Origin of the sequence: Actinoplanes sp. NPDC023714 (assembly GCF_040639855.1) — a bacterium.
Classification (GTDB): domain Bacteria; phylum Actinomycetota; class Actinomycetes; order Mycobacteriales; family Micromonosporaceae; genus Actinoplanes.
In genome coordinates, this window is record NZ_JBFAAR010000016.1 from 85,568 (window position 1) to 108,574 (window position 23,007).

Below are 23,007 nucleotides of genomic sequence, written 5' to 3' on the forward strand. Positions count from 1 at the left end.
GAATCGCCGACAGCACTAGTCTCGCGTCATGACCGACACCACAGCGCGCGACGGTGTGACCGTCGCGCCGACCGCCGACGTCGACGACCGTGCCGCCATCGGCGCGGGCACCCGGATCTGGCATCTCGCCCAGGTCCGCGAGGACGCGACGCTCGGCCGCAACTGCAACGTCGGCCGCGGGGCGTACGTCGGCCCCGGCGTCAGCATCGGCGACAACGTGAAGCTGCAGAACCACGCGCTGGTCTACGAGCCGGCCGTGCTCGCCGACGGCGTCTTCGTCGGGCCGGCCGCGGTGCTGACCAACGACGAGTACCCGCGGGCGGTCACCCCGGACGGCCGGTTGAAGACCGGCGACGACTGGCACGCCGTGGGCGTCACGATCGGCGAGGGCGCGGCGATCGGCGCCCGGGCGGTCTGCATCGCGCCGGTGAGCGTCGGCCGGTGGGCTCTCGTGGCGGCCGGTGCCGTGGTGACGAAGGACGTGCCGGACTTCGCCCTCGTGGTCGGCGTCCCGGCGAAGCGGATCGGCTGGGTGGGCCGGGCCGGCCGGCCGCTCGAGACGAAGGGCGGCGGCGTCTGGGTGTGCCCGGAGACGGGCGCGGAATACCGCGAGGAGGACGGCGTCCTCACCGAAAAGGGGATCTAGGTCGCCAGCGCCGCCCAGACGACCTTCCCGCCCGGCGCCGGGGTGCTGCCCCAGCGCCGGGACATCGCGTCGACGAGCAGCAGCCCGCGCGGCGCCAGCGGGTCGGCCGAGGCGGGCCCGGGCAGCACCGGCGGGGCGGACGACCCGTCCCGGACCGCCACCACCAGATAGCGGCGGCCCAGGGTGAGCCGCAGGTCCAGCATCGTCTGCGCGTGCACCACCGCGTTGGTGACCAGTTCGCCGGCGACCAGCCCGGCCCGGCCGGACAGGTGCGGCAGCCGCCACCGCGCGCAGGCGCAGGTGGCCAGGTCGCGGGCGCGCTGGGCGGCGCCGCTGACCGGGAGCAGGACGTCGCTGATGACCGGATTCCGGCGGCCCGGCTTCGCGGCGAGGGCCTCGTCGACGCTCGCGTGCACGGCCAGGCCCCTCCCGAGTTGCCGGGAGAGGCCGGGGTCGGCGGTCGAGAAGATCAGCGGGGTGCCGGGCCAGCGGGCGGCGTGCTGGGCCGCCGCGTGGAAGACGGTCGCGGCGGCCGGCTCGACGAGCACCGTGCCGGCCAGGTCGACGACGACCGCGTCGGGCTGCTCGACCAGGCATTTGAGCAGGGCGGCGCGGACCCGGGGCGCGGAGGCCACGGAGAGCTCGCCGCTCAGGCGGATCAGCAGGCGCGTCCCGATCGGCTCGACGTCGCACCGGATGGCGGTCACGGTGATTTGAGCGCCGATCGGCGGGTGGCCGGGTGCGGGCGGAGCTCCATGGCGGGGGAGGACAGCACCGCCGCGACACCGGCGGCGACGAGCGCGTCGGCGACGATGTCCCGCGCGTTGATCACGTAGTACGAGCATCCCCGCACCAGCGCCGACTGACGCCCTTCGAGCAGGCTGCGGATCCCGGCCGCGGCGAGGTACGGCACCCGGTCCAGGTCGACGACCAGCGCGTGGATGCCGGCCTGGTCGGCGGCGTTCTTGATGATCACGCTGAGCGCGTCGCTGCTGTCGTTGTCGACGTCGCCGTGGACGGCGAGCCGGACGATCCCCTCACCCTCGTCGTGCTTACGAACCATGAACGGGCCGTTCATTCGCAGTCCTCTCGTCGGGCACTAGTGATCCTGCTGCACCGGTCGAGACGAAGACAATTCCTCTGCATTTGGTTCATTCTGCGGGGCGACGGCCGTTCAGATGCCCCGAAACGGGGAACGGCCGGTGTCAGACAGCAGGGTGCACGACCACGACAGTGGCCGGGCTGTGCCGCAGCAGGTGCTGGCTGACCGACCCGAGCAGCATGCCCCGCACCGCGCCCCGGCCCCGGCTGCCCACCACGACGAGCTGCGCGTGCGAGGAACGGACGACGAGCGCGGCCGCAGCGGGGGAGGCGACCGTCGTGGCGGTCAGGTACACCGCCGGATGGCTCTCTTTCGCGTTCGCCACGGTGACGTCGAGGTGCGCGTCGAGCGCGGGCGCCGGCGGCAACGCCGGGCCGTCTACGGCACCTCCGGCGTCGCCTCGGCCGGCCGCCGGCTGTGTCCTGTGTTACTCGTGCCGCCCGGCGCCCCGACGCGGCCGGCGCCGGTGGGGAGGGCCTCTAGAGTTGCCGCATGAGTGATCGCCCTTTGACGCTGATGGCCGTGCACGCCCACCCCGACGACGAGGTCACGAGCACCGGTGGCGCGCTCGCCAAGTACGCCGCCGAGGGTGTCACCACGATCGTCGTGACCTGCACCGACGGCCGGTGCGGGGATGGGCCGGACGGCGTGAAGCCGGGGCAGCCCGGCCACGATCCGGAGGCCGTCGCCGCGACCCGGCGCCGGGAGCTGGAGGCCAGCTGCGCCGCGCTGAAGGTGTCGCACCTGGAGATGCTCGGCTACCACGACTCCGGGATGATGGGCTGGGACACCAACACCGCTCCCGGGTCGTTCTGGTCGGCCCCGGTCGAGGAGGCGGCCCGCAGGCTGGCCGCGCTGATCGAGAAGTACCGGCCGGACGTGCTGGTCACCTACGACGAGAACGGCGGCTACGGCCACCCCGACCACATCCAGGTGCACCGGGTGACGATGGCGGCGGCCGCGCTCACCGAGGTGCCGAAGCTCTACCTGAGCGTGCTGCCGGAATCGGCCATGAAGGAGATGGGCGAGCGGATGCGCGAGCTCGGCATCGGCTTCGACGAGCCGAACTCCGAGGAGGCGCAGCCGGAGGGCTGGCCGGACGAGAAAATCACCACCCGGCTCGACGTCCGGTCCGTTCTGGATCAGAAGTTCGACGCGCTGTCGGCGCACGCGAGCCAGGGCGACGGCGCGTTCTTCATCAACCTCGGGCGGGAGACGTTCGACGCGGTGATGGGCACCGAGGCGTACGTGTTGATGAACGCGGACACGACGGCGGAGACGGACCTGTTCGCAGGACTGCGCTGACCGGTCGCGAAAGATGATCAATCGCGGAAGCACGCCGCCGTCTGCGGCGCCTCCGCCTCCACCAGCTTCATGCCGATCCGCTTGAGCTGACCTACCTCCTCGGCCGTGAGCACGTCGAAGATGAGCCGCCGCGCCTCCCGCACGTGATCGGGCGCGGCGGCGACCACGACCGCCATCCCGGCGTCGGTGAGCTCCGCCTCGACGCAGCGGCCCTCGGGGCTGTCCGAGGTGCGCCGGCGTACCCACCCCTGCCGTTCGAGCCGGGTGACCGCGTGCGACAGCCGGGAGATCGAGCCGCCCGCGAGGTGGGCGAGCATGCCCATGCGGACCAGCCGATCCGGGGTCATGGAGAGCCAGGACAGGATCTGGTATTCGAAGAAGTTGATCCCGGCATCCCGTTTGAGCTGGGCGTCGATCGCCGGTGGCAGGGTCGCGAACATCGCGGTGAGTGCCATCCAGGCGTGCCGCTCGTCGTCGGTGAGCCAGGGGACGGCTGTGCGATCGGTCACGACTGAGCACGATACCCGACCTGGGCACTTGAACATTCAATACTTGCGGTGGCAAGCTTAGGGCGCGTTGAACATTCAACTCCGCATAACCAGGGAGAATCCCCAATGGCAGTCCTGCGCATCGACGCCAGCATCCTCGGCCCGAACTCCGCGAGCAGCGCGCTCGCCGACCTGGTCGAGCAGTCGCTGACCTCGGCCAAGCCGGGCACCGCGTTCGTCCGCCGCCACCTCGGCCAGAACCCGATCGCCGCGGACGTGTGGGCGACCGCCATCGGCGCCGGCTACACCCCGGCCGACCAGCGCAGCGACGCGCAGAACGCCGCCGTCGCCCTGGCCGGTGAGCTGGCCGACGAGCTCCGCAACGCCGACGCCGCGATCCTGGCGCTGCCGTTCTACAACTACGGCGTCTCGCAGCACGTCAAGACCTGGTTCGACGTGGCGATGGCCGGCGGCGAGAACGGCGAGAAGTTCCTCGAGGGCAAGCCGGTCGTGGTGCTCACCACCCGCGGTGGCGCCTACGGTGCGGGCACCCCGCGCGAGGGCTGGGACCACAACACCGACTACCTGCGCCGCGTCGTGGGCGACATCTGGGGCGCCGACCTCACCGTGATCGAGCGCGAGTTCACCCTGGTCGGCGTGAACCCGGCGCTGGACCAGTTCACCGAGACCGCGAACCTGATGCACAAGACCGCGCAGGAGGCCGCCGCCGACGCCGGTCGCGCCATCGCCGACAAGATCTGATCTTCGACCGAAAGGGCCGCGCCGCGATTGGCGCGGCCCTTCTACGCTTCCACCGTGCGACGGTTTTCGATCACCGCGGTCGCGGTGGGCACGGTGGTCGTTCTGCTCACTCTGGGTGCCATTTCCTTCGTACGATGGAAAGCCGCCGGCCGGCCGCACGAGATCGCCCCGCCCGCCGGGGCGAGCGCCTGGCTCCCCGAGGGCGAGGTCACCCCGGCCGAACGCGACGTCGGCGACCGCGCCGCCATCATCGGCAGGTGGCTGCGCAACGACCGGGGCGACGCGACCGTCCGCATCTACGCGATGCCGGCCGGCTCGCCCTGGCTGCGGGCCCGCAAACTGGTCGCCACCCAGCTCGACCACTGGGAGCAGATCGGCGACTGCGCGGACCGGCCACAGGCCAGGATCCTGGAGTGCGGATGGCGGGAACCGACCCGCTGGTGGCCGCGCGAGGTCCAGCTCACCATGCTGCGCCGCCCGGCCGGTTCCGCCCAGGACTTCGTGATCATCGGTTCGGGACGAGGGGACTGAGCATCCAGCTCGTCACCACGGCGGCGTCCTGCGGGCGCAGGATGCCGTAGCCCTGGGCCAGGTCGCACCCGTACTCCCGGAGCCGCTCGAAGACCGCGCCGTCCTCCATCCCCTCGGCGACGACCCGCATGCCGAGGCGGTGCGCGAGCTGCACGGTGCTCTGCGCGCAGCTCGCCGAGCACGCTGAGCGCCTGCTCGGCGTCGGTCATCAGCACGCTCTCGGTCACCTCCAGCTCCAGGGCGGTGGTCGGCAGGGCGTACCGGTGGAGGAGGTCGGCGATCCGCTGCGGCAACGCCGGCTCGCGAAGATCGGAGACGGAGAGGTTGACAGCGACCGGCACCGGCATCCCCCGCTCCTGCCAGTCCCGCGCCTGGCCGGCCGCGAGCTCCAGCACGACCGTGGTGATCCGGCCCATCAGCCCGGCGCTCTCCGCCGCGGTGAGGAAGGCGTCCGGGTAGACCAGCCCGCGCTCCGGGTGCGCAGGGTGGACCGGTCGTCGCCGTCGGCCGGGCAGATCGCGATGCCGATGCTCGCGTCGACGTGCAGGTCCACCTCGCGCAGCGCGAACGGCGCCCGCAACGTGCGGAGCACGGCGTCCACCACGGCGGCCGCACCCGTCGTACCCATGCCCGGCATGACCAGGCCGAACTCGTCGCCGCCGAGGCGGGCCAGCATGACCGGCGGCTCGATCGACTCGTGCAGCCGCCGGCCCACCATGCGCAGCAGGCTGTCCCCGACGTCGTGGCCGAAGCTGTCGTTGACCTCCTTGAACCGGTCCAGGTCGACGAACGCGACCGCCAGCTCGCCGCCGCCCCGGCCGGCCAGCAACTCGTCCAGGTGCTCGACGAAGTGCCGCCGGTTCGCCAGCCCGGTGAGCTCGTCGGTGCGGGCCTGGCGGCGGGCCGCGCCGAGCGCCTCCGCGCCGCGCACGCTGAGCATCATCCGGACGATCGCGGCGGCCACCGCGACCACCGCGAGCGTGCTGCTCACCGGTGCCACGGTGCGCGTCGTGAACGCCGCGTACGCCATCAGCGTGAGGCAGAGGAAGGCGAGCGCCGCCGGGATCGCGGTGCTCACCAGCATGCTCGGCCGGCGTCCGGTGACCGGGCCGGCGCTCTCCGGCTGGTAGGCGGCGAGCGTCAGCAGGGTCATGCCGAGGGTCCACATCAGGCCGAGCGAGGACGGCACGTCGGCGCCCTGCCAGAGCAGCACCATGCTGATCGCGTCGGCGGTCGCGAACAGGCCCATGCCCGCGATCAGCAGGATCAGCACGCGGTCGGCGCGCCAGCCGCACAGCGCCCACGCGCCGAGCAGGCACCCGGCCACCGCGATGTCGGAGAGCGGATAGGCCGCGTTGACGATCACCCCGAGCGCGGTGGCTCCGGGCGCCGGGTCGACGGCCTCCAGCACCGGCAGCGAGACCAGCGCGGACACCGCGGCGGCCGCGATCACGCCGTCGAACAGGGCGGGCGCGCTGACCCGGGGTAATCGGGCCCGCAGCAGCAAGACCAGGGCCACGGCGAAGCACGGATAGAACCCGAGCCAGAGCGCGTCGGCCGGGGTGACCAGGGGCTCCGGGTCGAGGTCGGCGACGTGCAGGTTCCAGTAGAGGTTGCCGGCCGCGTACGCCAGCATCCCGGCGGCGAGCGCGAGCCAGGCGATCCGGCTGCGCGCCCGGGTCGCCACCATGAGGCCGGGAAGCAGGTAGAACGTGTTGTTCACGGCGGTCGCGAGCGCGCCGCCGCCGAACGCCGTCCCGAGGTCCGCCAGGACGTAGAGCACCGTGTCGGCCAGCAGCAGCGCGACGAGGACCGACCACGCCACCAGTTCGCGACGCGGCGTCCTCGCGAGGATCGCGCCCGGCCGCACATCAGGACTATCGGAACCGTCCGGGATTTCGTGAGACGCCGGCGACCAGATGGGCACCGAAGAGCATCAGCCCGGTCACCACGGCCGCGAGCGGGTCGACGCCGGTCGTCACGGACACCACTGCCGGCTCCTCGGGCAGCATGGTCGAGGCCGCCGTGACCCCCGCGACGCCGGTGAGCAGCGCCAGCCCGGTGAGCGCGGACCGCGTCGCCCGCCGCACCAGCGCCAGCGCGAACAGCCCGCAGGCCAGCAGCAGGAAACCGGTCTCGGCCAGGATCCGGGCGAGCGAGGGCGCGGTGGCGGTGGCCTGCCACACCGCAAGACCCCTGATGCGTACGAGGACCGCGAGCCAGAGTCCGAGCAGCCCCGCCCAGCGCAGAAGGCGCTCCGGCCGGGGCTCGACCGGCCGCAACGCCAGGACGGTCAGCACCACGGCACATCCCATCCCGAGCGGCCACGGCGCCGAGAAGAGCGCGCCCGCGACGGCGACGGCACCGCCCGCGAGCGCCGCGATCCGCATCCGTCCAGCGTACGGGCGCGTCCACCGCGCAGGCGGGAGGACCAGTGACCCCACCGGGATGACGACGGCGCCTCAGCGGACCGCGTGGCGGACCCGGCGGACCACGCGCCCGCTCCAGCGGATCGCGCGCCGGCTCAGCGGATCACGCGGTACGTGATGTGCGTGGCCAGCGTCGCGGGTCGTGAGCGCAGCTGTTCGAGCGTCAGTGGCGGCACGCCGTCGAAGAGCCGCCGGCCGGTGCCGATCGTGACCGGCGTGACGGTCAGGGTGAGCTCGTCGATCAGCCCGGCCGCGAGGAACTGGTTCACCGTCGAGGCGCCGCCGGCGATCGCGATCCGGCCGTCACCGGTGGCCTCGCGCGCCCGCTCGAACGCGTCGCGCACCCCGCCGGTGACGAAGTGGAACGTGGTCCCGCCGGCCATCGGGAGGTCCGCGCGCTCGTGGTGGGTGAGCACGAAGACCGGTTTGTGGTACGGCGGCTCCGGACCCCACCAGCCGGTCCAGGACTCGTCCCAGGCGCCGCGGATCGGCCCGAACATGTTGCGCCCCATGATGAACGCGCCGGCGTTGACGATCTCGTCGGTGATCTCCTTGTTCTCCTCCGGCGTCTCGAACATCCAGCGGTGCAGCTGATCCACCGGACCGTCCCCGAACGGCCTGTCGGCGGTCTGGTTCTCCCCGGCCGCGAAGCCGTCGGCGGACACGGAGAGGAAAGCGGTGACGAAGGCCATGTCGACTCCCTTGGCGTTGACCGGTTGCAATCCGCTATCGGTTGGCACCGTAGTCAAGACCGGTTGTAGAGTGCAAGTGGTATCCGGGAGGAACATGTGACAACCGCCGAGGAACGCCGCTCGGGCTGCCCGATCAACCTCTCGCTGGAGGTCCTGGGCGACAAGTGGTCGCTGCTGATCATCCGCGACATGATGTTCGGCAACCGCCGCCACTTCCGTGCCCTGCTCACCGGCTCCGAGGAGGGCATCGCGTCGAACATCCTGGCCGACCGCCTGCGCCGGCTCACCGAGCTCGGCATGATCACGTCGGTGCCCGACCCGCGCCACAAGCAGCGGATGTTGCTCAGCCTCACCGAGCCGGCCATCCAGCTCGTCCCGGTCCTGGCCCAGCTCGGCGCCTGGGGCCGCCGCCACCTCCCGGTCACCCGGGAGCTGGCGATCCGCGCCGAGCTGCTGGAGCGCGGCGGCCCCGCCCTCTGGTCCGACTTCATGGACGAGCTGCGCGAGCTGCACCTCGGCGTCGAGCGCCCGCCCGGCACGCCCTCGGTCCTCGACGGGCTGACCGCCGCCTACCTGGCCGAGGCGGCCCGCCCGGCGAGCTGATCCGCGCGGTCCAGCACGGTGGTGAGCACCCGGGCCGCCGTCTCCAGGTCGGCCGCGGGCAGGTCGCCCCAGAGCCGGTCGGTGACCGCCGTGTTGGCTTCCCGCACCCGGGTCCACAGGGCGCGGTCCTCGTCGCCGACCGGGCCGCCGCCGGTCACGGCCAGGGTGAGGGCAATCCATCCGGACTCGTCGAGGCCGGTGCCCTCCAGATGGCGGGCCAGGATGGCGGTGAGGGCCTTCTCGGTGCGGCCGATGAGCTGGGTGCCGAACGGGATCATCGCTTCTCCTCAATGGTTAGTAGGACTAACGCCAAGCTAGAACGTTAGTGTCACTAACGCAAGTGCTAGGATCGCGGCGTGGAACACGGGGCGGAACGGCTGCGGAACCTGCGGACCCGGCTGCTCTCGTTCGCCGCGACGCATTCCGATCGCCGGGTGAACGAGGAGCTGTCCAAGGCGGACGCTCGCAAGTGGCACTTCGCGGTGCTCGCCACCCTCGACGAGTTCGGACCGCTCAGCCAGGCGCAGCTCAGCGACCGGACCCGGATCTACCGCAGCGACCTGGTCTCGGTCATCAACGAGCTGACCGATCGTGGTCAGGTGGTGCGGGCGCCCGACCCGGCCGACCGCCGCCGCAACGTCGTGACGCTCACGCCGGCCGGCCACCGGCAGCTCGCCCGGCTCGATCGGATTCTGGCCGGCGTGGAGGAGGAGATCCTGGCGCCACTCACCGCCGAGGAACGCGACCAGCTCACCCGTCTGCTGACCGCCATGGTGGAGCGATTCAAGGTTATTTAAGACGCTTCGCAAGTTCCTCGCCCTGGCCCTCACCGCCGGGGTTGCCGGCGCCGTCGGCGCCCTCGGCGTCACCCAGGCGTCGGCCGCCGCACTCGACCCGAATCTCCCGCCCGGCGGCAACTTCGACCTGGCGATCTGGCAGCTCCAACTCCCGACGGGCTCGCCCGGCAAGCCGGACACGATCTCCCCGGCGCGGCTGAAAGGCGCCTCCGGCTACACGAACGCCGCCTATTTCTGGACCGACAAGAACGACGGCTCGATGACGTTCTGGGCGCCGGAGAAAGGCGTCACCACCCCCAACTCGAAATACGCCCGCTCCGAGCTGCGCGAGATGAACCGCGACGGCAGCGCGGCCGACTGGACCCTGGCCGGCAACCACACGCTCAGTGCCCAGCTGCGCGTCGTCTCGGTGACCAAGAACGTGGCGGTCGGCCAGGTGAAACTGGGCACCGGCGGCACCTCGACGAAACCGCTCGCCGAGCTCTACTACCGGGCGAACGGCGACATCTACCTGGGCACCCAGAACTCCCCGGACGCGAGCGGGCAGACCCTGCACCGAATCACCAACGTGCCCCTCGGCGCGAAATGGACCTACGTCAAGGCCGGCTCCTACAACCAGTCGTCGTCGGAGAGCACCACGAACGGCGCGAAGGTGAAGTTCTACAGCCTCACGGTCCAGCACTGACCGCCGGCGGCTCCTGGCGCGCCCGTCCGCGCCGGCGGAGGAGGGCGTGGAGGGCGGCCAGCGGGATCACGCCGATCGGGTACCAGAGCATGTCGGCCGGGTCGAAGTGGGCGCCCAGCACCAGGCGGGCGATCACGCTGCGGCCGCAGAGCAGTGCCGGCACCGGCGTGAGCTGGAGCAGCTCGACCGCCCAGCAGAAGGCGATCGCGGTGAGGGCGGCGGTGAGCGGGCGGGTCGCGGGGAACAGGACGACGACGCCCGCGTAGATGAGTGCGGCGTAGAGGGCCGTGCCGGCGTTCTGGGCGAGAGCGGTCGAGCCGTCGAGGGCGCCGGCGCCGCCCGATAGCAGGCGGACGGCGAGCCCCGCCGCGAGGATGACCGCCGCGGCGGCGATCGCCGTCACCCTGATCCGCCACGTCCCTCCGGTCACGCCGCGACGATAGGGGACCCCGGCAAGAGGGCCTCGTCCCGGGCCCGGGCGTGCGCCGACCGGCGGGCGGCCTCGGCGTCGGCGGTCACCAGGTTCGGGCGGAAATGGATCGTACGGATGTCGGTGATGCCGGACCAGCGGAGCCATTCCTCGACATAGGGCGCCTGGAAATCGGCTCCGAACGCCGGGCCGCGCGCCGGACCGTACACGGCACTGGTGTAAATGACCGCGGCGCGCTTGCCGCGCAGCAAGCCGGTGTATCCCTCGGCCGCGTCGAAGCCGAACAGGAGACCGGGCTGGCTGATGACGTCGATGAACTGCTTCAGGATGTACGGCACCCCGGCGTTCCACATCGGCACGCTGAAGAGGTAGCGGTCGGCGGCGTCGAAGCGGCGGAACGTGTCGACGGCGGCCTGCCACGCGTCCGCCGCGGCGCCGGTCGGCCGGGTGCCCGCGAAGATCGCCATCTTGGCCGCGGCGGCGTCCGGGCCGAACGCGGGCAGGGTGCCGTCCCAGAGATCCCACTCCTCGATCGTCACGCCGGGTTCGGTCTCCCGCACGGTGTCGAGGTAGGTCGCGGCCAGCGCCAGGGACTCGGACTGCGGGCCGCGGGGCGAGGCGGAGATGTGCAGAAGCTTGCTCACTGTGGTTCTCCTCTACTTGAAGTGCGTGCGCACGCACATTTCTACGCCAGTGCGTGCGCACGCACAAGACTTGGGTACGCTGCCGTGATGAGCGACACCGACACGGCCGCCTGGGCCGCGCTGCTCCGGGTACACGCGGCGCTGGTCCCGCTGCTCGACCGGGAACTGCAGGCGGCCTGCGGACTACAGCTGGCCTGGTACGACGTCCTGCTCGAGCTGAACTCGGCCCCCGACCGGCGGCTCAGCATGACCGAACTCGGGCAGAAGGCGGTGGTGAGCCGCACCCGGGCGAGCCGGGTCGTGGACGCCCTCGCCGCGGCCGGGCTGGTCGTGCGGGAGAGCAACCCGGACGATCGCCGCTCGGCCTGGGCCACGATCACCGAGGCCGGCCGGCAGCGGCTGCGCGAGGCGGCGCCGACCTACCTGGCCGGGATCGAGAAGCACTTCACCAGCCGGATGGAGAAGGAGGAGGCCCGCGCCGTGGCGGGTGCCCTCGGGAAGGTCCTGGCCGCTTCGTGAGGCAGCCTTCAGCCCAGCACGGTTCCGTTGGCGAGCAGCGCCTGTAGTTCGGCGGTGTGCTGCTCGGTGAGGTCGGGGCGGCCGTGGTACTGCGCCGGCGTGTTCTGGAACAGCAGCGCGCGGCCGTCCGCGACGAGCAGGCTCTGCACCGCGTTGAGGGCCGGGGTGATCTGGTTCGAGCCGGGCGGGACCAGCCCGGCGATCGCGTGCACGAGCTCCGCCCCGCCGCCGACCTCGCGGACGGCGACGACCTTGGCGACGTACGCGGCGGTCGGGTGATCGGTGAAGATCGGCCCGAGGTGCCCGGCGATGTCGGCGCCGGCGACCTGGCTGCCGTCGAAGCCGACGATCAGCGCGTCCGCGGCGAACGCGGCGGCGTACCGGTCGGCGTCCCGCTCGTTCCAGGCGGTGAGGATCTCCAGGTAGAGGTCCCGTGTGGTCATGGGCGGTCCTTCCTCAGGGTACGAGCGGGCCCCGCAACACCTCACGGGCGACGGCCTCGTCGCCGGTGAGCCGGGCCCAGGGGAGAGGGCCACGGTTCCAGAGTGCCAGCAACAGTTCTTCCGCCGTACCCTCGAGGTGCGCAACCGGATCCCCCGGCCCGACCACCCACGTGGTCGTGAGATCGGAAGCGGTCAGCCGGACCGCCGCGGTCGGCTCCGCCGCCAGCCCGCGCCGGACCATCCGCGGCACGAAGACCTCGATCACCTCGGCGACGCCGTCCCCGGCCAGCTCCGGGTCGATCGGATTCGGCAGCCCGCGCGCGTGCCGGGCGTCCCAGAGGTGCACGACCGTCTCCAGCAGCCGGCGGCGCCGCCAGAACCCGACGGTGCGCGGCGGCGCGAACGTCCACGCCTCGGTCGCCGGATCCGCCCCGAGCGCCGTGACCAGCGTGTCGGCGCTCGCCGCGAACCAGGCCCCGAGCCCGTCCTGCGGAACCGGCGGCCGATGGTCGCCGCGCCGCTCGGTGACCGCGGCGGCCGCCCAGAGGTTGCCCTGCCCGAGGTGCCCGGCCAGATCGCGCAGCGTCCAGTCGCCGCAGTGCTCGACGGCGACGCCGAGATCGCCGTCCAGCACGTCCGCGAACGCGTCGAGGTCGCGGCGCAGGAGCCCCAGGTGGTCCAGGTTCATCCGCCGCAGAGTACCCGCGAAGTCACGTTCGCGAAGTACCGTCTCTGGGTAAGGGGAAGGCCGCGATGGGCGTAGCCGCGGACAGGGTGGTGACCAGCATGTCTACCAAAGACACACGCCGGGAGTTCGACCGGATCATCGGCCGGCTGGCCGCGGAGGACCCGAAGTTCGCAGCACCGCGCACGCTGAGCAGGCAGATGCTGGTGGCGCTCGCCGTGGTCGGCGGCCTGGTCTGGGGCGGCCTGTCCGTGCTCATGGTGGTCTGGGGAGCCGCCGGCGTGGCCCTCACCTGTGCCGTCGTGGTCGCCGTCGCGCTGGCCGTGGCACGGTGGCGCCTCTTCCTCTGACACCGTCGTCAACTCGTCAACTCGTCAGCTTCGCCAGGTTCTCCGGGCTGAAGAACTCGGCGGGGGACGTCACCCCCGAGTTGAGCCGGGCGAAGGCGTCCATCTTCGCCTGGTCGCCGATGATCGCCGAGACGAGCTGGACCATCTGCGCGTCCGGCGGCTGCAGCGACGCGATGCCGAGGGTCATCTGGTAGACCGGCATGGCCCGGGCGTCGCGCGCCTCGTGATAGCCGCGCAGCGCCTCGGCGGAGCCGTCGTTCAAGGCCGCGGCCAGGTTCTCGGCGTCCAGGAACGCGTCGGTGATGCCCTGCGCCGTGATGTAGTCGCGGTTGTATCCGGCGTCGCCGACCAGCGCCCACCCGGGTCCGGAAGGCACCCGGAAGTAGTTCGGCACCGATGTGCCGGCCAGCTTCGATTCGAGCTTCGCGCCCCGGATGCGCTCGTCGAAAGAGGGAGACAGAGCAAAGGTACGACGGAGCTCGCCCTCGATGTCGTTGCGGTGCTCGGCCAGCTCGGCGTAGGGCCAGCCGCCGATCACCAGCGTGAGGTCGTCGTTCGTCGGGCAGACCGCCCAGCCCCGGCCCGGCCGGCTGTACGCCTCGAACGTGTCGGTCGGCAGGTTGCTCCAGTATCCGTAGTAGCCGACGGTCAGCGGCCCCTGGTCCTGGTAGACCTTCGCCTCGACGGCCTTCGCGACCGCCGAGTTGCGGCCGTCCGCGCCGACCACGAACCGGGCCCGCTCCACGGTCGAGCCGCTGCGGATCCCGACCACCCGATCGTCCTCGAACAGGATCTCCTCGACACTGAAGTCCTCGCGGACCTCGGCGCCGGCCTCCGCCGCGGCGTCCAGCAGGATCTTGTCGAGGAGCGTGCGGCGCGGAGCGTAGGCGTACGGCGACTCGGGCGTGCCGGGCGCGCCGGCCAGGCTGATCGGCCCGAAGTCGAACGAGTACCGGCCCACCGGCGGGCATCCGGTCGCCGCGATCCGGTCGAGCAGGCCCCAGCGCTGCAGGGCGGCGGCGCCCGGCGGGTGGATGACGTGGGTGGAGACCGTGTCGCTCGGGAACGTGGCCCGGTCCACCAGCAGCGTGCGCTGCCCCTGCCTGGCCAGCAGCATCGCGAGCGGCGCGCCGGCGCAGCGCGCGCCGACCACGATGACGTCGTATTCGGGGTTCGTCATGGATGTCCTCACATCGATCTTGCGGCCATAGTGGACGGTTCAACCAAGGCTGTCCATGGGCCGACCGGACCTCTCGAAAAATGTCATACCCCGGTGGCAGAGTCGCGGCGTGCTGAAAGTTGACATCGTCGATGAGGCCACCAGCGGGCGCCGGCCCGTGCGGTGGCAACTCGAGTTCCTTGATGACCGGCCGACGCTCCGGGAGCTCATCCTGGCGTTCTCGGCGCTCTCGGCCGCGCCGCAGCGGGCGGTCGAGTCCTTCTCCCGCAACGGGTTCGTCGTGCTGGTCGGCGGCCGCCAGGTCGAGGACCTCGACGAGACGGTCGACCTGAGCGGCGGCGCCGAGGTGACGTTCCTGCGGCTCGTGCCGCTGGCGGGCATCTGACGACCCCCGCGCGGGCGGTGGAGGCGCGGCTCGCGATCGGGCATGAGCTGTCCTGCGCCACGTGGCGCACGCAGCTTCTCGCGAGCGAGAGCCGGCTGAGGCGGTTGAACCCGGCCGACGCGGGGACTCCTGCATGATCGAGACACAGGGGCGGACCGGGGGTGGAATCGTGCGGCGGATCAACGAACGGCTGGTCAACTGGGCCAGCCTGCTCGAGGAGGAGACGCTGCGGCAGGCCGAGAAGGCGTCGCAGCTGCCGTTCATCCACCCGCACATCGCGCTCATGCCCGACGCGCACCTCGGCAAGGGCGCCACGGTCGGCTCGGTCATCCCTACTCTCGGGGCGATCATCCCGGCCGCCGTCGGGGTGGACATCGGATGCGGGATGGCGGCGGTCCGTACCCAGCATCACCGCGACGAGCTGCGGGGACATCTGGGCAGGCTGCGGACGGCGATCGAGCAGGCGGTCCCGCTCTCGGCCGGGGCCTACAACACCCGGCTCACCGCGTCGGCGCGGCGCCGGGCCGACGCGCTGGCCGCCGAGGCGGAGACGGCCGGGTTCGATCCGGCCGGCTATGCGAAGAACTGGAAGCTGCAGATCGGCACGCTCGGCAGCGGCAACCACTTCATCGAGGTGTGCCACGACGAGAACGGCGCGGTCTGGCTGTTCCTGCACTCCGGCTCGCGGGGCGTCGGCAACAAGATCGCGAGCCATCACATCCGGGTGGCGCAGGATCGGGGGCTGTCCGTGCCGGATCGCGACCTCGCCTACCTGGACGAGGGGACGCGGGAGTTCGACACGTACATGCGGGAGCTCCGCTGGGCGCAGAACTTCGCCCTGGCCAACCGCGACGAGATGATGGACCGGGTGATCGCGTGCTTCGAGGCGTACACCGGGGACGCGGTCGAGCAGCGGGAACGGGTGCAGTGCCACCACAACTACACCGATCGGGAGACGCACTTCGGCGAGGAGGTGTGGCTGTCCCGCAAGGGCGCGATCAACGCGGAGCGGGGCCGGCCCGGCCTCATCCCCGGCTCGATGGGCGACGCGTCGTACGTCGTGGTCGGCAAGGGCGACGCGACGTCGCTGAACTCCTCACCGCACGGCGCGGGCCGGGCCTTCTCCCGGTCGAGGGCGCGCAAGACCTTCACCCGCGAGCAGCTCCGGACCGCCATGAAGGGCATCGAGTACCGCGACACCGACGCCTTCCTCGACGAGATCCCGCAGGCCTACAAGCCGATCGACGTGGTGATGCGGGACGCCGCCGACCTCGTCGAGATCCGCCACACCCTGCGCCAGCTCGTCAACGTCAAGGGCGACTGAGCCGCGCGATCGCCTCCCGGACGAGCTCCTGGAAGATCTCGTCCGCCCACACGACGTCGTCGACCGAGCTGGGAACGTCCGGCCGGTCGTCCCGCGCGAGCAGCTCTCCGAGCCCCGGAACCGTCTCGGCGGCCCCGAGCTCGACGACGATCGCGGCGCCGTGCCGGCCGTCGTGGTCGGTCATGCCCCGTACCAGGGTCTCCGCCAGGTCGGCGGTGGGCACGCCCAGACGTGCGAGGGCGCGGGCGGCGGACAATCGGCTCCGGGGGTCGTCGAGGCGCGCGCGAAGGCCGGGCATCAGGCCGCGGAGAGACCCGCCCGGATCGGCGGCCAGGTCGGCTATCAGGTCGGCGGCGTCGCGGGACGGGGCGTCGCCGGCGTCGAGTACGGCGCGGATCGTGGGGAGGACGGCGTCCGGCCCGGCGACCGCGGCCACCACCCGGGCGGCGAGCAGCTGCCGTTCCCGCTCGGAGTGGAGGAAGGGCGCCTCGCCGGTCAGGTAGGGCGTCGCCACCGGAAGCAGCCGTTCGAGGCCGTCCACCTCCGGCAGCGAGAGCGAGGGCACGCCCGTCGTGCCGGTCAGCGCGGTGCGGAGGGCGTCGACGGCCACGGAGTCGTCGCCGGTCACACGGGCCACGGCGAAGGCCGCCGGCAGGCCGTCCATCGCACGCCAACAGGGCACGGCCGCCGGTTCGTCATGCCCGAGATGCAACAGCGCGGCGGCGATGGGCGGCGCCTGGGGACCGCCGTGGTGCAGAGCCTCCACCAAGGCCGGGATCAGGGGGCCGGCTTCGTCGCCCCAATAGGTGATCAGCGGGGCCAGGAAGGCGGCGTGGCCGGGGAGTTCGGATCGGATGGCGTCGCGGACCTCAGGGGTGAAACGGACGGCGCCGGGAGCGAAGCGCGGCTGGTGGGTGGCGGCCTCGCAGGCCGGGCGGACCCAGCGCGGGTCGCCGAGGCGCATCAGGATTTCGATGGCCTCGTATTCCCTGGTGAAGGCTCGACTGCCGGCCACCTCGGGATAGCGGGCGGCGATCCCGGCGACCGTGTCGCGGTAGGCGTGGACGGCCCAGCCGCCCCGGCGGAACGCGGTGAACGCGGCGGCCCGTACGTCCTCGTCCTGATCCTCCAGCAGCGGCGCCACCAGCGGCAGGAGCGCGGCCGGCGCGGAGCGGCGGCGCGCGCAGAGTTCGTTCATCGCCCAGATCCCGGCGCTGCGGGTCGCCGCCTTCGGCGAGTGGAGCATCGCCGCGAGGGTCCGCCGCGCGCCGGAGGGGGAGGCGGCGGTCAGGAGCTCCTCGTACCACTCGCCGCCCGGCGCCCAGTACCACGCCACCGAAGCGCCGTCGTCGATCGCGGCGACCACCGCCGCGATCCGGTCGGCGTCGAGATCGTGGCCGGCGCGGAGGAGGGCGAGCGCGGCGGCCACGCACACCGGCGGCTCGCCGTGCAGCACCAGATCCCGGACGAACGGCGTGGAACCGATCGCGAGCGCCAGGGAAGCCCGCACCGCCGAGTCGGACTCGACCTCCCACCGTTGCGGAAGAGCCGACCCGGAATAACCGCCGGACATCCGGACCGCGTAGGCCGCGGCCTCGCGGACGGTGGGCTCGGGGTCGTCGAGCAGAAGGGTGAGGCGGAGGCTCTGGGCGGCCACCGCCTGGCGGACGTCGGTGGCGCTGGTGCCGTAGGCGTGGCGTGGGTCGGCGAGCATGCCGAGCATCCACACGAGGCGGTCGCGGCCGTGCGGGGCGGACTCGGCCAGGCCGGTGAGGAAGGGGATCGCCGGGACGGTGGCCGGGTAGACGGTTCCCTGGTGGAAGATCGAGCCGTGCAGGCCGGCTACCGCCTCGGACGCCTCCTCGCGGTCCGCCGAGGCCGCGGCGCGGAGCAGGCCGGGAGTGTCGCCGGCGCTGCCGTAGGCGTGGGTGAACCGCTCCCAAGCGATCTCGTCGAGTCCGTCCAGCACGCCGCGCAGTCTATGAGGTGGTGATCGGGAGGGCGGCGTAGCCGCGGAGGACCAGGCGGTCCCGGCGGGTGGGGGCGCCGTCCAGGGCCAGGGCCGGCAGCATCGTCAGGAGCAGGGGGAACGCCACCTGGGCCTCCAGGCGGGCCAGTGGGGCGCCGAGGCAGTAGTGGGCGCCGCCGCCGAAGGAGACCGGCTGGATACCGGGGCGGTCCGGGTCGAGGACGTGCGGGTCGGGGTAGCGGGCCGGGTCGCGGTTCGCGGCGCCCAGCAGCATGGTCAGGGGCGTGCCTGGAGCGAGGTGGAGGCCGTCGCCGAGGTCGAGCGCCGTCCCGGTGAAACGGGTCGTGAGCTGCACCGGTGAGTCGTACCGGAGGATCTCCTCGACCAACGCGGGCGCGAGGCCCGGCTCCCGGCGCAACCGATCGCTCAGATCGGGGCGCTCCAGCAGGAGAGCGAGACCCGTGCCGAGCAGGTTCGTGGTGGTCTCGAAGCCGGCTACGAGAAGCAGCACCAGGTTGGCCAGCAGCTCCTGGCCGGTCAGCGTCCCGTCGGCGGCGAGGGCGCTGGTCAGGTCCTCCCGCGGGCTGCGCCGCCGCTCGGCGATCAGGCCGGCGAAGTAGTCCTCCAGCTCACGCCCGGCCGCGTCCGCGGTGCTCATCTCCTCCTCGGTGCTGATCGGCTCGAGGACGACGGTCAGGTCGGCCGCGCGCCGGCGGAACCATTGACGATCGGAATCGGGCACGCCGAGCAGGGCGCAGATCACCGCGATGGGCAGCGGATAGGCGAACGCGCTGACGAAGTCGGCCCGCTGCGGCATCTCCTTGATCAAATCCTCGGCCAGCCCGGTGATCACGTCGCGCATGCCGGCCACCCGCCGGGCCGTGAACGTGGAGGCCGCGGCCCGGCGGACCCGGGTGTGCTCCGGAGGGTTGTACTGCAGCATCGACATCACGATCGAGGCGACCGCGCGGTTCTCCCGCCAGTCCGGCCACGAGTCGTCGTAGTCGCCGGCGTCGGCGACCCGCAGGCTCGGCTCGCGCAGCAGGCGGTTGGTGAGCTCGTGCGTCGTGACGAACCAACGCCCGTCGAGCGCCCGGAAGATCGGCGAGTGCTCGCGGAGGGCGTCATAGGCCGGGTACGGATCGAGCCTGCCCTCGGCGGCGAACAAGGACGCGAGCGCGGTTTCGTGGTCCATGGAGTCCAGTGTGGCCCGCCCGCGCTCCCCGCCCGTGTTCCGCGCCCGCGCGCCGCCCGCGCTCCCGCCCGCGCCTCCCATCCGCGATCTTGTTAATCCGTGCGGCAGCGGGGCGGACGGAATCAACAAGATCGCGGGAGGGAGGCGCTCTCGGCCCGCGATCTTGTGAGTCTGTGCGGCAGCGGGGCGGGCGGAATCAACAAGATCGCGGGCGGGGGAGCGCGGGGGGAGGCGCGGGGCGCGCGAGGTGGAAGTGGTTCGTCAGAGGACCTCGGCGGCCAGCGCGAGTGGGTTGCCGAAGCGGTGGGCCGTGATGCTGACCGCCTGCTCGTGGATGAAGGGGAGCAGCTCCACCTGACCGGATTCGGTCACCGGGCCGGCCCAGATCGCGAGGTCGGGGCGGCCGCCGGTCGCTTCCAGCAGGGCCTTCGCGGAGCCGCCGATGAGGCGGACCCGGCCCGAGGACAGGTTCGCCGCGAATGTCGCGTCGTCCTCCACTACGGCCTGCGGGAACCGCGCCGTCAGCTCGGCGGGCAGCGGCGTGGCCGTCGAGATCCGCATCTCTGAGCCGGCCAGGGTGCCCGCCGCCAGAACGCGGACGAGATCGGCGAGCGACCCGCCGCCGGCCTGCGTGCCGCCGGCCGACCCGCCGTCGACCGACCCACCGCCGGCCTGCGTGCCGCCGGCCGACCCGGCGCTGGCCGGCCCGCCGCCGGCCTGGGCGCCGTCGAGGGCGGAGGAGGCGAGGCGGACGGTGACCGGGCAGGGCAGGTAGCGGAGCACGTTGCGCTCGGCCTCCAGACCGGACACGTCCGACGCCGCCATCGGGAACGCGGCGTCGCTGCGGGCCGCGCGGTCGAGCCGTTCGCGGTCGTCGGCGGAGAGGACGGGGGCGACCGCGGAGAGCAGGGTGCGGACGCCCAGGTCGGCGACGGAGGCCGTGGCGGTGGCCGGGCGGGACTCCCAGCCGGTGAGGCCGACCAGGTAGTTCGGGCCGCCCGCCTTCGTGCCGGGGCCGACCGCCGAGCGCTTCCAGCCACCGAACGGCTGGCGGCGGACGATCGCGCCGGTGATGCCGCGGTTCACGTACAGGTTGCCGGCCTGGACGCGGTCGAGCCAGGTACGGATCTCGCCAGCGTCCAGCGAGTGCAGGCCGGAGGTGAGACCGAAGTCGACCTCGTTGACCAGGTCGATCGCCTCGTCCAGATCAGAAGCGGTCATGATGCCGAGGATCGGGCCGAAGTACTCGGTGCGGTGGTAGGCCGAGCCGCGGCGCACCCCGTCCCGCACGCCCGGGCTCCACAGCTTGCCCGAATCGTCGAGCTTCCGGGGCTCCAGCAGCCACTTCTCACCCTGACCGAGACTGGTCAGCCCCTCCAAGAGCTTCCCGGAGGCCGGCTCCACCAGCGGGCCGACCTGGCTGCGTGGGTCGGAGGGGTAGCCCACCTCGAGCGACGAGACGGCGTCGAGCAACTGCGTACGGAATCGGTCGGAATGCGCGACCGATCCGACCAGAACGACCAGCGAGGCGGCCGAGCACTTCTGGCCGGCGTGACCGAAAGCGGACGACACGACGTCCTTGACGGCCAGGTCCAGGTCGGCGCTCGGGGTCACGATGATGGCGTTCTTGCCGCTGGTCTCGGCGAGCAGCGGCAGGTCCGCGCGGAACGAGCGGAACAGCTCGGCGGTCTCGTAGGCGCCGGTCAGGATGACCCGGTCGACGAGCGGGTGCGCGATCAGCTCGCGGCCCAGCTCGTTCTCCTCGACCTGGAGCAGGGTGACCAGGTCGGGGTCGGCGCCGGCCGCGCCGAGCGCGTCCCGGATGACACCGGCCAGCACGGTGCCGCAGCGTTCGGCCGGGCCGGCCGGCTTGAGGACCACGGGGGAGCCGGCGGCCAGGGCGGCCAGCACCGAGCCGGCCGGGATGGCGACCGGGAAGTTCCACGGCGGGGTCACCAGGGTGAGCCGGGCCGGGACCGGGACGGCGCCGTCGGTGTCGGTCAGCGCCGCGGACAGCTCGGCGTAGTAGTGCGCGAAGTCGACGGCCTCGGAGATCTCCGGGTCGGCCTGGTCGGCGGTCTTGCCGGCCTCGGCCGCCATCACCTCGAGGAACACGTCGCGGTGGGCTTCCAGTGCCTCGCCGATCCGGTGCAGGACGGCCCGGCGGTCGGCGCCGCCCCAGGTCGCGGCGGCGGCCTTCTCCATGGCGGCGTCGAGGTGTTCGCGGTCGCCGATCCGCGGCAGGTCGAGGCCGAGCCGGGAGTCGGCGGAGCGGGCCAGGATCTCCCGGACCCGCGAGCGGTTCACGGCCACGGCCGGGTCGGTGTCCGGCGTGTTGACGAACCGGCCCGGCTCCGAGCGAGGGACCGCGGCGTACCGGTCGGCGACCCGGTTCGGGGCCGGCACGGCGTCGTCCAGCGCGGCCAGGGACGCGAGGAAGCGCTGCTCCTCGCGGGCGAACAGCTCGGTGTTCGCGTGCAGCTCGAACACCGCCGACATGAAGTTGTCCGAGCTGGCGCCCTCCTCGAGCCGCCGGATCAGATACGCGATCGCCACGTCGAACTGCTCGGGACGCACCACCGGGGTGTAGAGCAGCAGCCCGCCGACCTCACGCCGCACCGCCTCGGCCTGGCCTTCGGCCATGCCGAGCAGCATTTCGAACTCGATGCCACCGCGCACGTCGCGCTTTCCGGCGAGGATCCATGCGTACGCCACGTCGAACAGGTTGTGACCGGCCACGCCCAGGCGGACGTTCCGGATCCGGTCGGGGTGCAGGGCGTAGTCGAGCACGCGCTTGTAGTTGGTGTCGGTCGCCTGCTTGCTGTCGCAGGTCGCGACCGGCCAGCCGTGCAGCTCCGCCTCGACCCGCTCCATCGGCAGGTTCGCGCCCTTGACGAGGCGCACCTTGATGCCGGTGCCACCGCGCTCGCGGCGGGCGGCCGACCAGACCTGGAGGCGCATCATCGCGTCGAGGGCGTCCGGCAGGTACGCCTGGAGCACGATGCCGGCCTCGAGGTTCAGCAGCTCGGGGCGGTCCAGCAGCTTCGTGAAGACCGCGATCGTGAGGTCGAGGTCCTTGTACTCCTCCATGTCGAGGTTCACGAACTTGCCGGTCTCGGCCGCGAGCGTGAAGAGCGGGGTCAGCTCGTCGACGATGTCGGCGACCGACTCCTCGAACGCCCACGGGTTGTGCGGGGCGACCGTCGAGGACACCTTGATCGACACGTAGTCGACGTCGGGGCGGGCCAGCAGGCGCTCGGTGCTCTTGAGCCGCTGCGACGCCTCGCCACGGCCGAGGACCGCCTCACCGAGGAGGTTGACGTTCAGCCGTACATCGCGCTTTTTGATCTTGGAAATCGCCCTGCCGAGCTTCGCGTCGGTGGCGTCCACGATCAGGTGGCCGACCATGTGGCGCAGCGCGCGGCGGGCGATCGGGACGACCACGCCCGGCATGAGCGGGGCGAAGAAGCCGCCCGCCTTGACCGCGGCGCGCAGGTGCGCCGGAAGGAACGCCGGGATGTCCGCGGACAGCGAGCGCAGGGCCCGGGCGCTGACCCGCAGGTCCTCGGGGCGGATCACACCGTCCACGAAGCCGACAGTGAAGGCCAGCCCCTTCGGGTCGCGCAGGACACCGGCGAGCTGCTTCGCCGAACCGCCGACGCGCACGTCGGCAGCCTCGCGCAGCCAGCGCCGTACCAAAGCGATCGACTCTTCGGCGATCTCAGACATCGGGATGCTCCTTCCGGTTTCGGCAACAGTGTGAGTCCGGGCATCCGGTTAGGAAAAGCGAAGCTTTCTGACGTTTACTCTTCAGTTCGGCTTATCTGTGGAACGAGGGGCGGC

General features: G+C 72.2%; 27 protein-coding genes and 1 pseudogene. 11 read left to right on the forward strand and 17 right to left on the reverse strand.

The genetic code is table 11. The features are described 5' to 3' along the window. The first annotated feature begins 28 nt into the window (after positions 1 to 28). Positions 29 to 646, forward strand: a complete 618-nt coding sequence (locus AB0G10_RS41335) for an acyltransferase (RefSeq protein ID WP_360935389.1) — start codon at positions 29 to 31, stop codon at positions 644 to 646. On the opposite strand, the gene AB0G10_RS41340 is transcribed toward AB0G10_RS41335, so the two are convergent. The 3 genes from AB0G10_RS41340 to AB0G10_RS41350 all read right to left on the reverse strand — a co-directional run bounded on the left by AB0G10_RS41340 (position 643) and on the right by AB0G10_RS41350 (position 2,115). Continuing rightward, on the reverse strand, positions 643 to 1,353 hold the full coding sequence (locus tag AB0G10_RS41340) for an STAS domain-containing protein (RefSeq protein WP_360935392.1): 711 nt from the start codon (positions 1,351 to 1,353) through the stop codon (positions 643 to 645). The two genes, AB0G10_RS41335 and AB0G10_RS41340, sit on opposite strands and share 4 nt — an antisense overlap. Further along, the gene (locus AB0G10_RS41345) at positions 1,350 to 1,724 is read right to left on the reverse strand and encodes an STAS domain-containing protein (protein WP_360935395.1); all 375 of its coding nucleotides are present in this window, start codon (positions 1,722 to 1,724) and stop codon (positions 1,350 to 1,352) included. The genes AB0G10_RS41340 and AB0G10_RS41345 overlap by 4 nt, the downstream gene beginning before the upstream one ends. A 127-nt stretch (positions 1,725 to 1,851) precedes the next feature. Then, positions 1,852 to 2,115, reverse strand: a complete 264-nt coding sequence (locus tag AB0G10_RS41350; RefSeq protein ID WP_360935398.1) for a universal stress protein — start codon at positions 2,113 to 2,115, stop codon at positions 1,852 to 1,854. 125 nt (positions 2,116 to 2,240) lie between these two features. Here AB0G10_RS41350 and AB0G10_RS41355 point away from each other — a divergent pair, with 125 nt between their 5' ends. Then, positions 2,241 to 3,053 (forward strand): PIG-L family deacetylase, encoded by an 813-nt coding sequence (locus AB0G10_RS41355; RefSeq protein ID WP_360935401.1) that lies wholly within the window; start codon positions 2,241 to 2,243, stop codon positions 3,051 to 3,053. A 17-nt stretch (positions 3,054 to 3,070) separates the two neighbouring features. Here AB0G10_RS41355 and AB0G10_RS41360 read toward each other — a convergent pair whose 3' ends face one another. Continuing rightward, a complete protein-coding gene (locus tag AB0G10_RS41360; RefSeq protein WP_360935404.1) occupies positions 3,071 to 3,562 on the reverse strand; it encodes a MarR family winged helix-turn-helix transcriptional regulator in 492 nt (163 codons plus the stop codon). Between the two features lie 105 nt (positions 3,563 to 3,667). Between AB0G10_RS41360 and AB0G10_RS41365 the strand changes: the two genes are divergently transcribed. Next, entirely contained in the window at positions 3,668 to 4,303 is a 636-nt protein-coding gene (locus AB0G10_RS41365; protein WP_360935407.1) for an NAD(P)H-dependent oxidoreductase, read from the forward strand. A gap of 54 nt (positions 4,304 to 4,357) precedes the next feature. Further along, positions 4,358 to 4,834, forward strand: coding sequence for a hypothetical protein (locus AB0G10_RS41370; protein ID WP_360935410.1), 477 nt, complete (start codon positions 4,358 to 4,360; stop codon positions 4,832 to 4,834). Here the strand turns inward: AB0G10_RS41370 and AB0G10_RS41375 are convergent. The 4 genes and pseudogenes from AB0G10_RS41375 to AB0G10_RS41390 all read right to left on the reverse strand — a co-directional run bounded on the left by AB0G10_RS41375 (position 4,809) and on the right by AB0G10_RS41390 (position 7,955). Further along, a pseudogene (locus AB0G10_RS41375) lies at positions 4,809 to 5,349 on the reverse strand (EAL domain-containing protein). The gene AB0G10_RS41370 and the pseudogene AB0G10_RS41375 overlap by 26 nt on opposite strands. Beyond that, a complete protein-coding gene (locus AB0G10_RS41380; RefSeq protein WP_360935413.1) occupies positions 5,250 to 6,704 on the reverse strand; it encodes a GGDEF domain-containing protein in 1,455 nt (484 codons plus the stop codon). The pseudogene AB0G10_RS41375 and the gene AB0G10_RS41380 overlap by 100 nt, the downstream one beginning before the upstream one ends. Positions 6,705 to 6,711: 7 nt before the next feature. After that, positions 6,712 to 7,224, reverse strand: coding sequence for a hypothetical protein (locus AB0G10_RS41385; protein ID WP_360935416.1), 513 nt, complete (start codon positions 7,222 to 7,224; stop codon positions 6,712 to 6,714). A 134-nt stretch (positions 7,225 to 7,358) separates the two neighbouring features. Then, positions 7,359 to 7,955 carry a dihydrofolate reductase family protein gene (locus AB0G10_RS41390; RefSeq protein WP_360935419.1) on the reverse strand — a complete coding sequence of 199 codons (597 nt, stop codon included), beginning with the start codon at positions 7,953 to 7,955 and terminating at the stop codon, positions 7,359 to 7,361. A 96-nt stretch (positions 7,956 to 8,051) separates the two neighbouring features. On the opposite strand from AB0G10_RS41390, the gene AB0G10_RS41395 reads away from it, so the two are divergent. Then, entirely contained in the window at positions 8,052 to 8,558 is a 507-nt protein-coding gene (locus AB0G10_RS41395) for a helix-turn-helix domain-containing protein (protein WP_360935422.1), read from the forward strand. Here AB0G10_RS41395 and AB0G10_RS41400 read toward each other — a convergent pair. After that, the gene (locus AB0G10_RS41400) at positions 8,525 to 8,836 is read right to left on the reverse strand and encodes a hypothetical protein (protein WP_360935425.1); all 312 of its coding nucleotides are present in this window, start codon (positions 8,834 to 8,836) and stop codon (positions 8,525 to 8,527) included. The two genes, AB0G10_RS41395 and AB0G10_RS41400, sit on opposite strands and share 34 nt — an antisense overlap. Positions 8,837 to 8,914: 78 nt before the next feature. On the opposite strand from AB0G10_RS41400, the gene AB0G10_RS41405 reads away from it, so the two are divergent. Together AB0G10_RS41405 and AB0G10_RS41410 are read left to right on the forward strand one after the other, a co-directional pair. After that, positions 8,915 to 9,355, forward strand: a complete 441-nt coding sequence (locus tag AB0G10_RS41405; protein ID WP_360935428.1) for a MarR family transcriptional regulator — start codon at positions 8,915 to 8,917, stop codon at positions 9,353 to 9,355. Positions 9,356 to 9,488: 133 nt separating this feature from the next. Next, positions 9,489 to 10,040, forward strand: coding sequence for a polysaccharide lyase family 7 protein (locus tag AB0G10_RS41410; RefSeq protein ID WP_360935540.1), 552 nt, complete (start codon positions 9,489 to 9,491; stop codon positions 10,038 to 10,040). On the opposite strand, the gene AB0G10_RS41415 is transcribed toward AB0G10_RS41410, so the two are convergent. Continuing rightward, positions 10,024 to 10,470 carry a DUF2809 domain-containing protein gene (locus AB0G10_RS41415; RefSeq protein WP_360935431.1) on the reverse strand — a complete coding sequence of 149 codons (447 nt, stop codon included), beginning with the start codon at positions 10,468 to 10,470 and terminating at the stop codon, positions 10,024 to 10,026. The two genes, AB0G10_RS41410 and AB0G10_RS41415, sit on opposite strands and share 17 nt — an antisense overlap. Then, complete coding sequence (locus AB0G10_RS41420) at positions 10,467 to 11,114, reverse strand: NAD(P)H-dependent oxidoreductase (RefSeq protein ID WP_360935434.1); 648 nt, start codon at positions 11,112 to 11,114, stop codon at positions 10,467 to 10,469. The genes AB0G10_RS41415 and AB0G10_RS41420 overlap by 4 nt, the downstream gene beginning before the upstream one ends. Before the next feature lie 87 nt (positions 11,115 to 11,201). On the opposite strand from AB0G10_RS41420, the gene AB0G10_RS41425 reads away from it, so the two are divergent. Then, entirely contained in the window at positions 11,202 to 11,633 is a 432-nt protein-coding gene (locus AB0G10_RS41425; RefSeq protein WP_360935437.1) for a MarR family transcriptional regulator, read from the forward strand. An 8-nt stretch (positions 11,634 to 11,641) separates the two neighbouring features. On the opposite strand, the gene AB0G10_RS41430 is transcribed toward AB0G10_RS41425, so the two are convergent. Together AB0G10_RS41430 and AB0G10_RS41435 are read right to left on the reverse strand one after the other, a co-directional pair. After that, positions 11,642 to 12,076, reverse strand: coding sequence for an SgcJ/EcaC family oxidoreductase (locus tag AB0G10_RS41430; protein WP_360935440.1), 435 nt, complete (start codon positions 12,074 to 12,076; stop codon positions 11,642 to 11,644). 13 nt (positions 12,077 to 12,089) lie between these two features. Next, positions 12,090 to 12,764 (reverse strand): maleylpyruvate isomerase family mycothiol-dependent enzyme, encoded by a 675-nt coding sequence (locus AB0G10_RS41435; protein ID WP_360935443.1) that lies wholly within the window; start codon positions 12,762 to 12,764, stop codon positions 12,090 to 12,092. Positions 12,765 to 12,862: 98 nt separating this feature from the next. Here AB0G10_RS41435 and AB0G10_RS41440 point away from each other — a divergent pair, with 98 nt between their 5' ends. Continuing rightward, positions 12,863 to 13,111 (forward strand): DUF3040 domain-containing protein, encoded by a 249-nt coding sequence (locus tag AB0G10_RS41440; RefSeq protein WP_360935446.1) that lies wholly within the window; start codon positions 12,863 to 12,865, stop codon positions 13,109 to 13,111. A gap of 16 nt (positions 13,112 to 13,127) precedes the next feature. On the opposite strand, the gene AB0G10_RS41445 is transcribed toward AB0G10_RS41440, so the two are convergent. Next, complete coding sequence (locus AB0G10_RS41445; protein ID WP_360935449.1) at positions 13,128 to 14,291, reverse strand: NAD(P)/FAD-dependent oxidoreductase; 1,164 nt, start codon at positions 14,289 to 14,291, stop codon at positions 13,128 to 13,130. Between the two features lie 109 nt (positions 14,292 to 14,400). On the opposite strand from AB0G10_RS41445, the gene AB0G10_RS41450 reads away from it, so the two are divergent. After that, positions 14,401 to 14,676 carry a hypothetical protein gene (locus tag AB0G10_RS41450; RefSeq protein WP_360935452.1) on the forward strand — a complete coding sequence of 92 codons (276 nt, stop codon included), beginning with the start codon at positions 14,401 to 14,403 and terminating at the stop codon, positions 14,674 to 14,676. Between the two features lie 133 nt (positions 14,677 to 14,809). Beyond that, entirely contained in the window at positions 14,810 to 16,000 is a 1,191-nt protein-coding gene (locus AB0G10_RS41455) for an RtcB family protein (RefSeq protein ID WP_360935455.1), read from the forward strand. Here the strand turns inward: AB0G10_RS41455 and AB0G10_RS41460 are convergent. The 3 genes from AB0G10_RS41460 to AB0G10_RS41470 form a co-directional block, all read right to left on the reverse strand. Next, positions 15,987 to 17,969 (reverse strand): hypothetical protein, encoded by a 1,983-nt coding sequence (locus AB0G10_RS41460; protein WP_360935458.1) that lies wholly within the window; start codon positions 17,967 to 17,969, stop codon positions 15,987 to 15,989. The genes AB0G10_RS41455 and AB0G10_RS41460 overlap by 14 nt on opposite strands. Positions 17,970 to 17,979: 10 nt before the next feature. Then, positions 17,980 to 19,164, reverse strand: coding sequence for a cytochrome P450 (locus AB0G10_RS41465; protein WP_360935461.1), 1,185 nt, complete (start codon positions 19,162 to 19,164; stop codon positions 17,980 to 17,982). A gap of 261 nt (positions 19,165 to 19,425) precedes the next feature. After that, positions 19,426 to 22,893, reverse strand: a complete 3,468-nt coding sequence (locus AB0G10_RS41470; protein ID WP_360935464.1) for a bifunctional proline dehydrogenase/L-glutamate gamma-semialdehyde dehydrogenase — start codon at positions 22,891 to 22,893, stop codon at positions 19,426 to 19,428. Between the last annotated feature and the right edge of the window lie 114 nt (positions 22,894 to 23,007).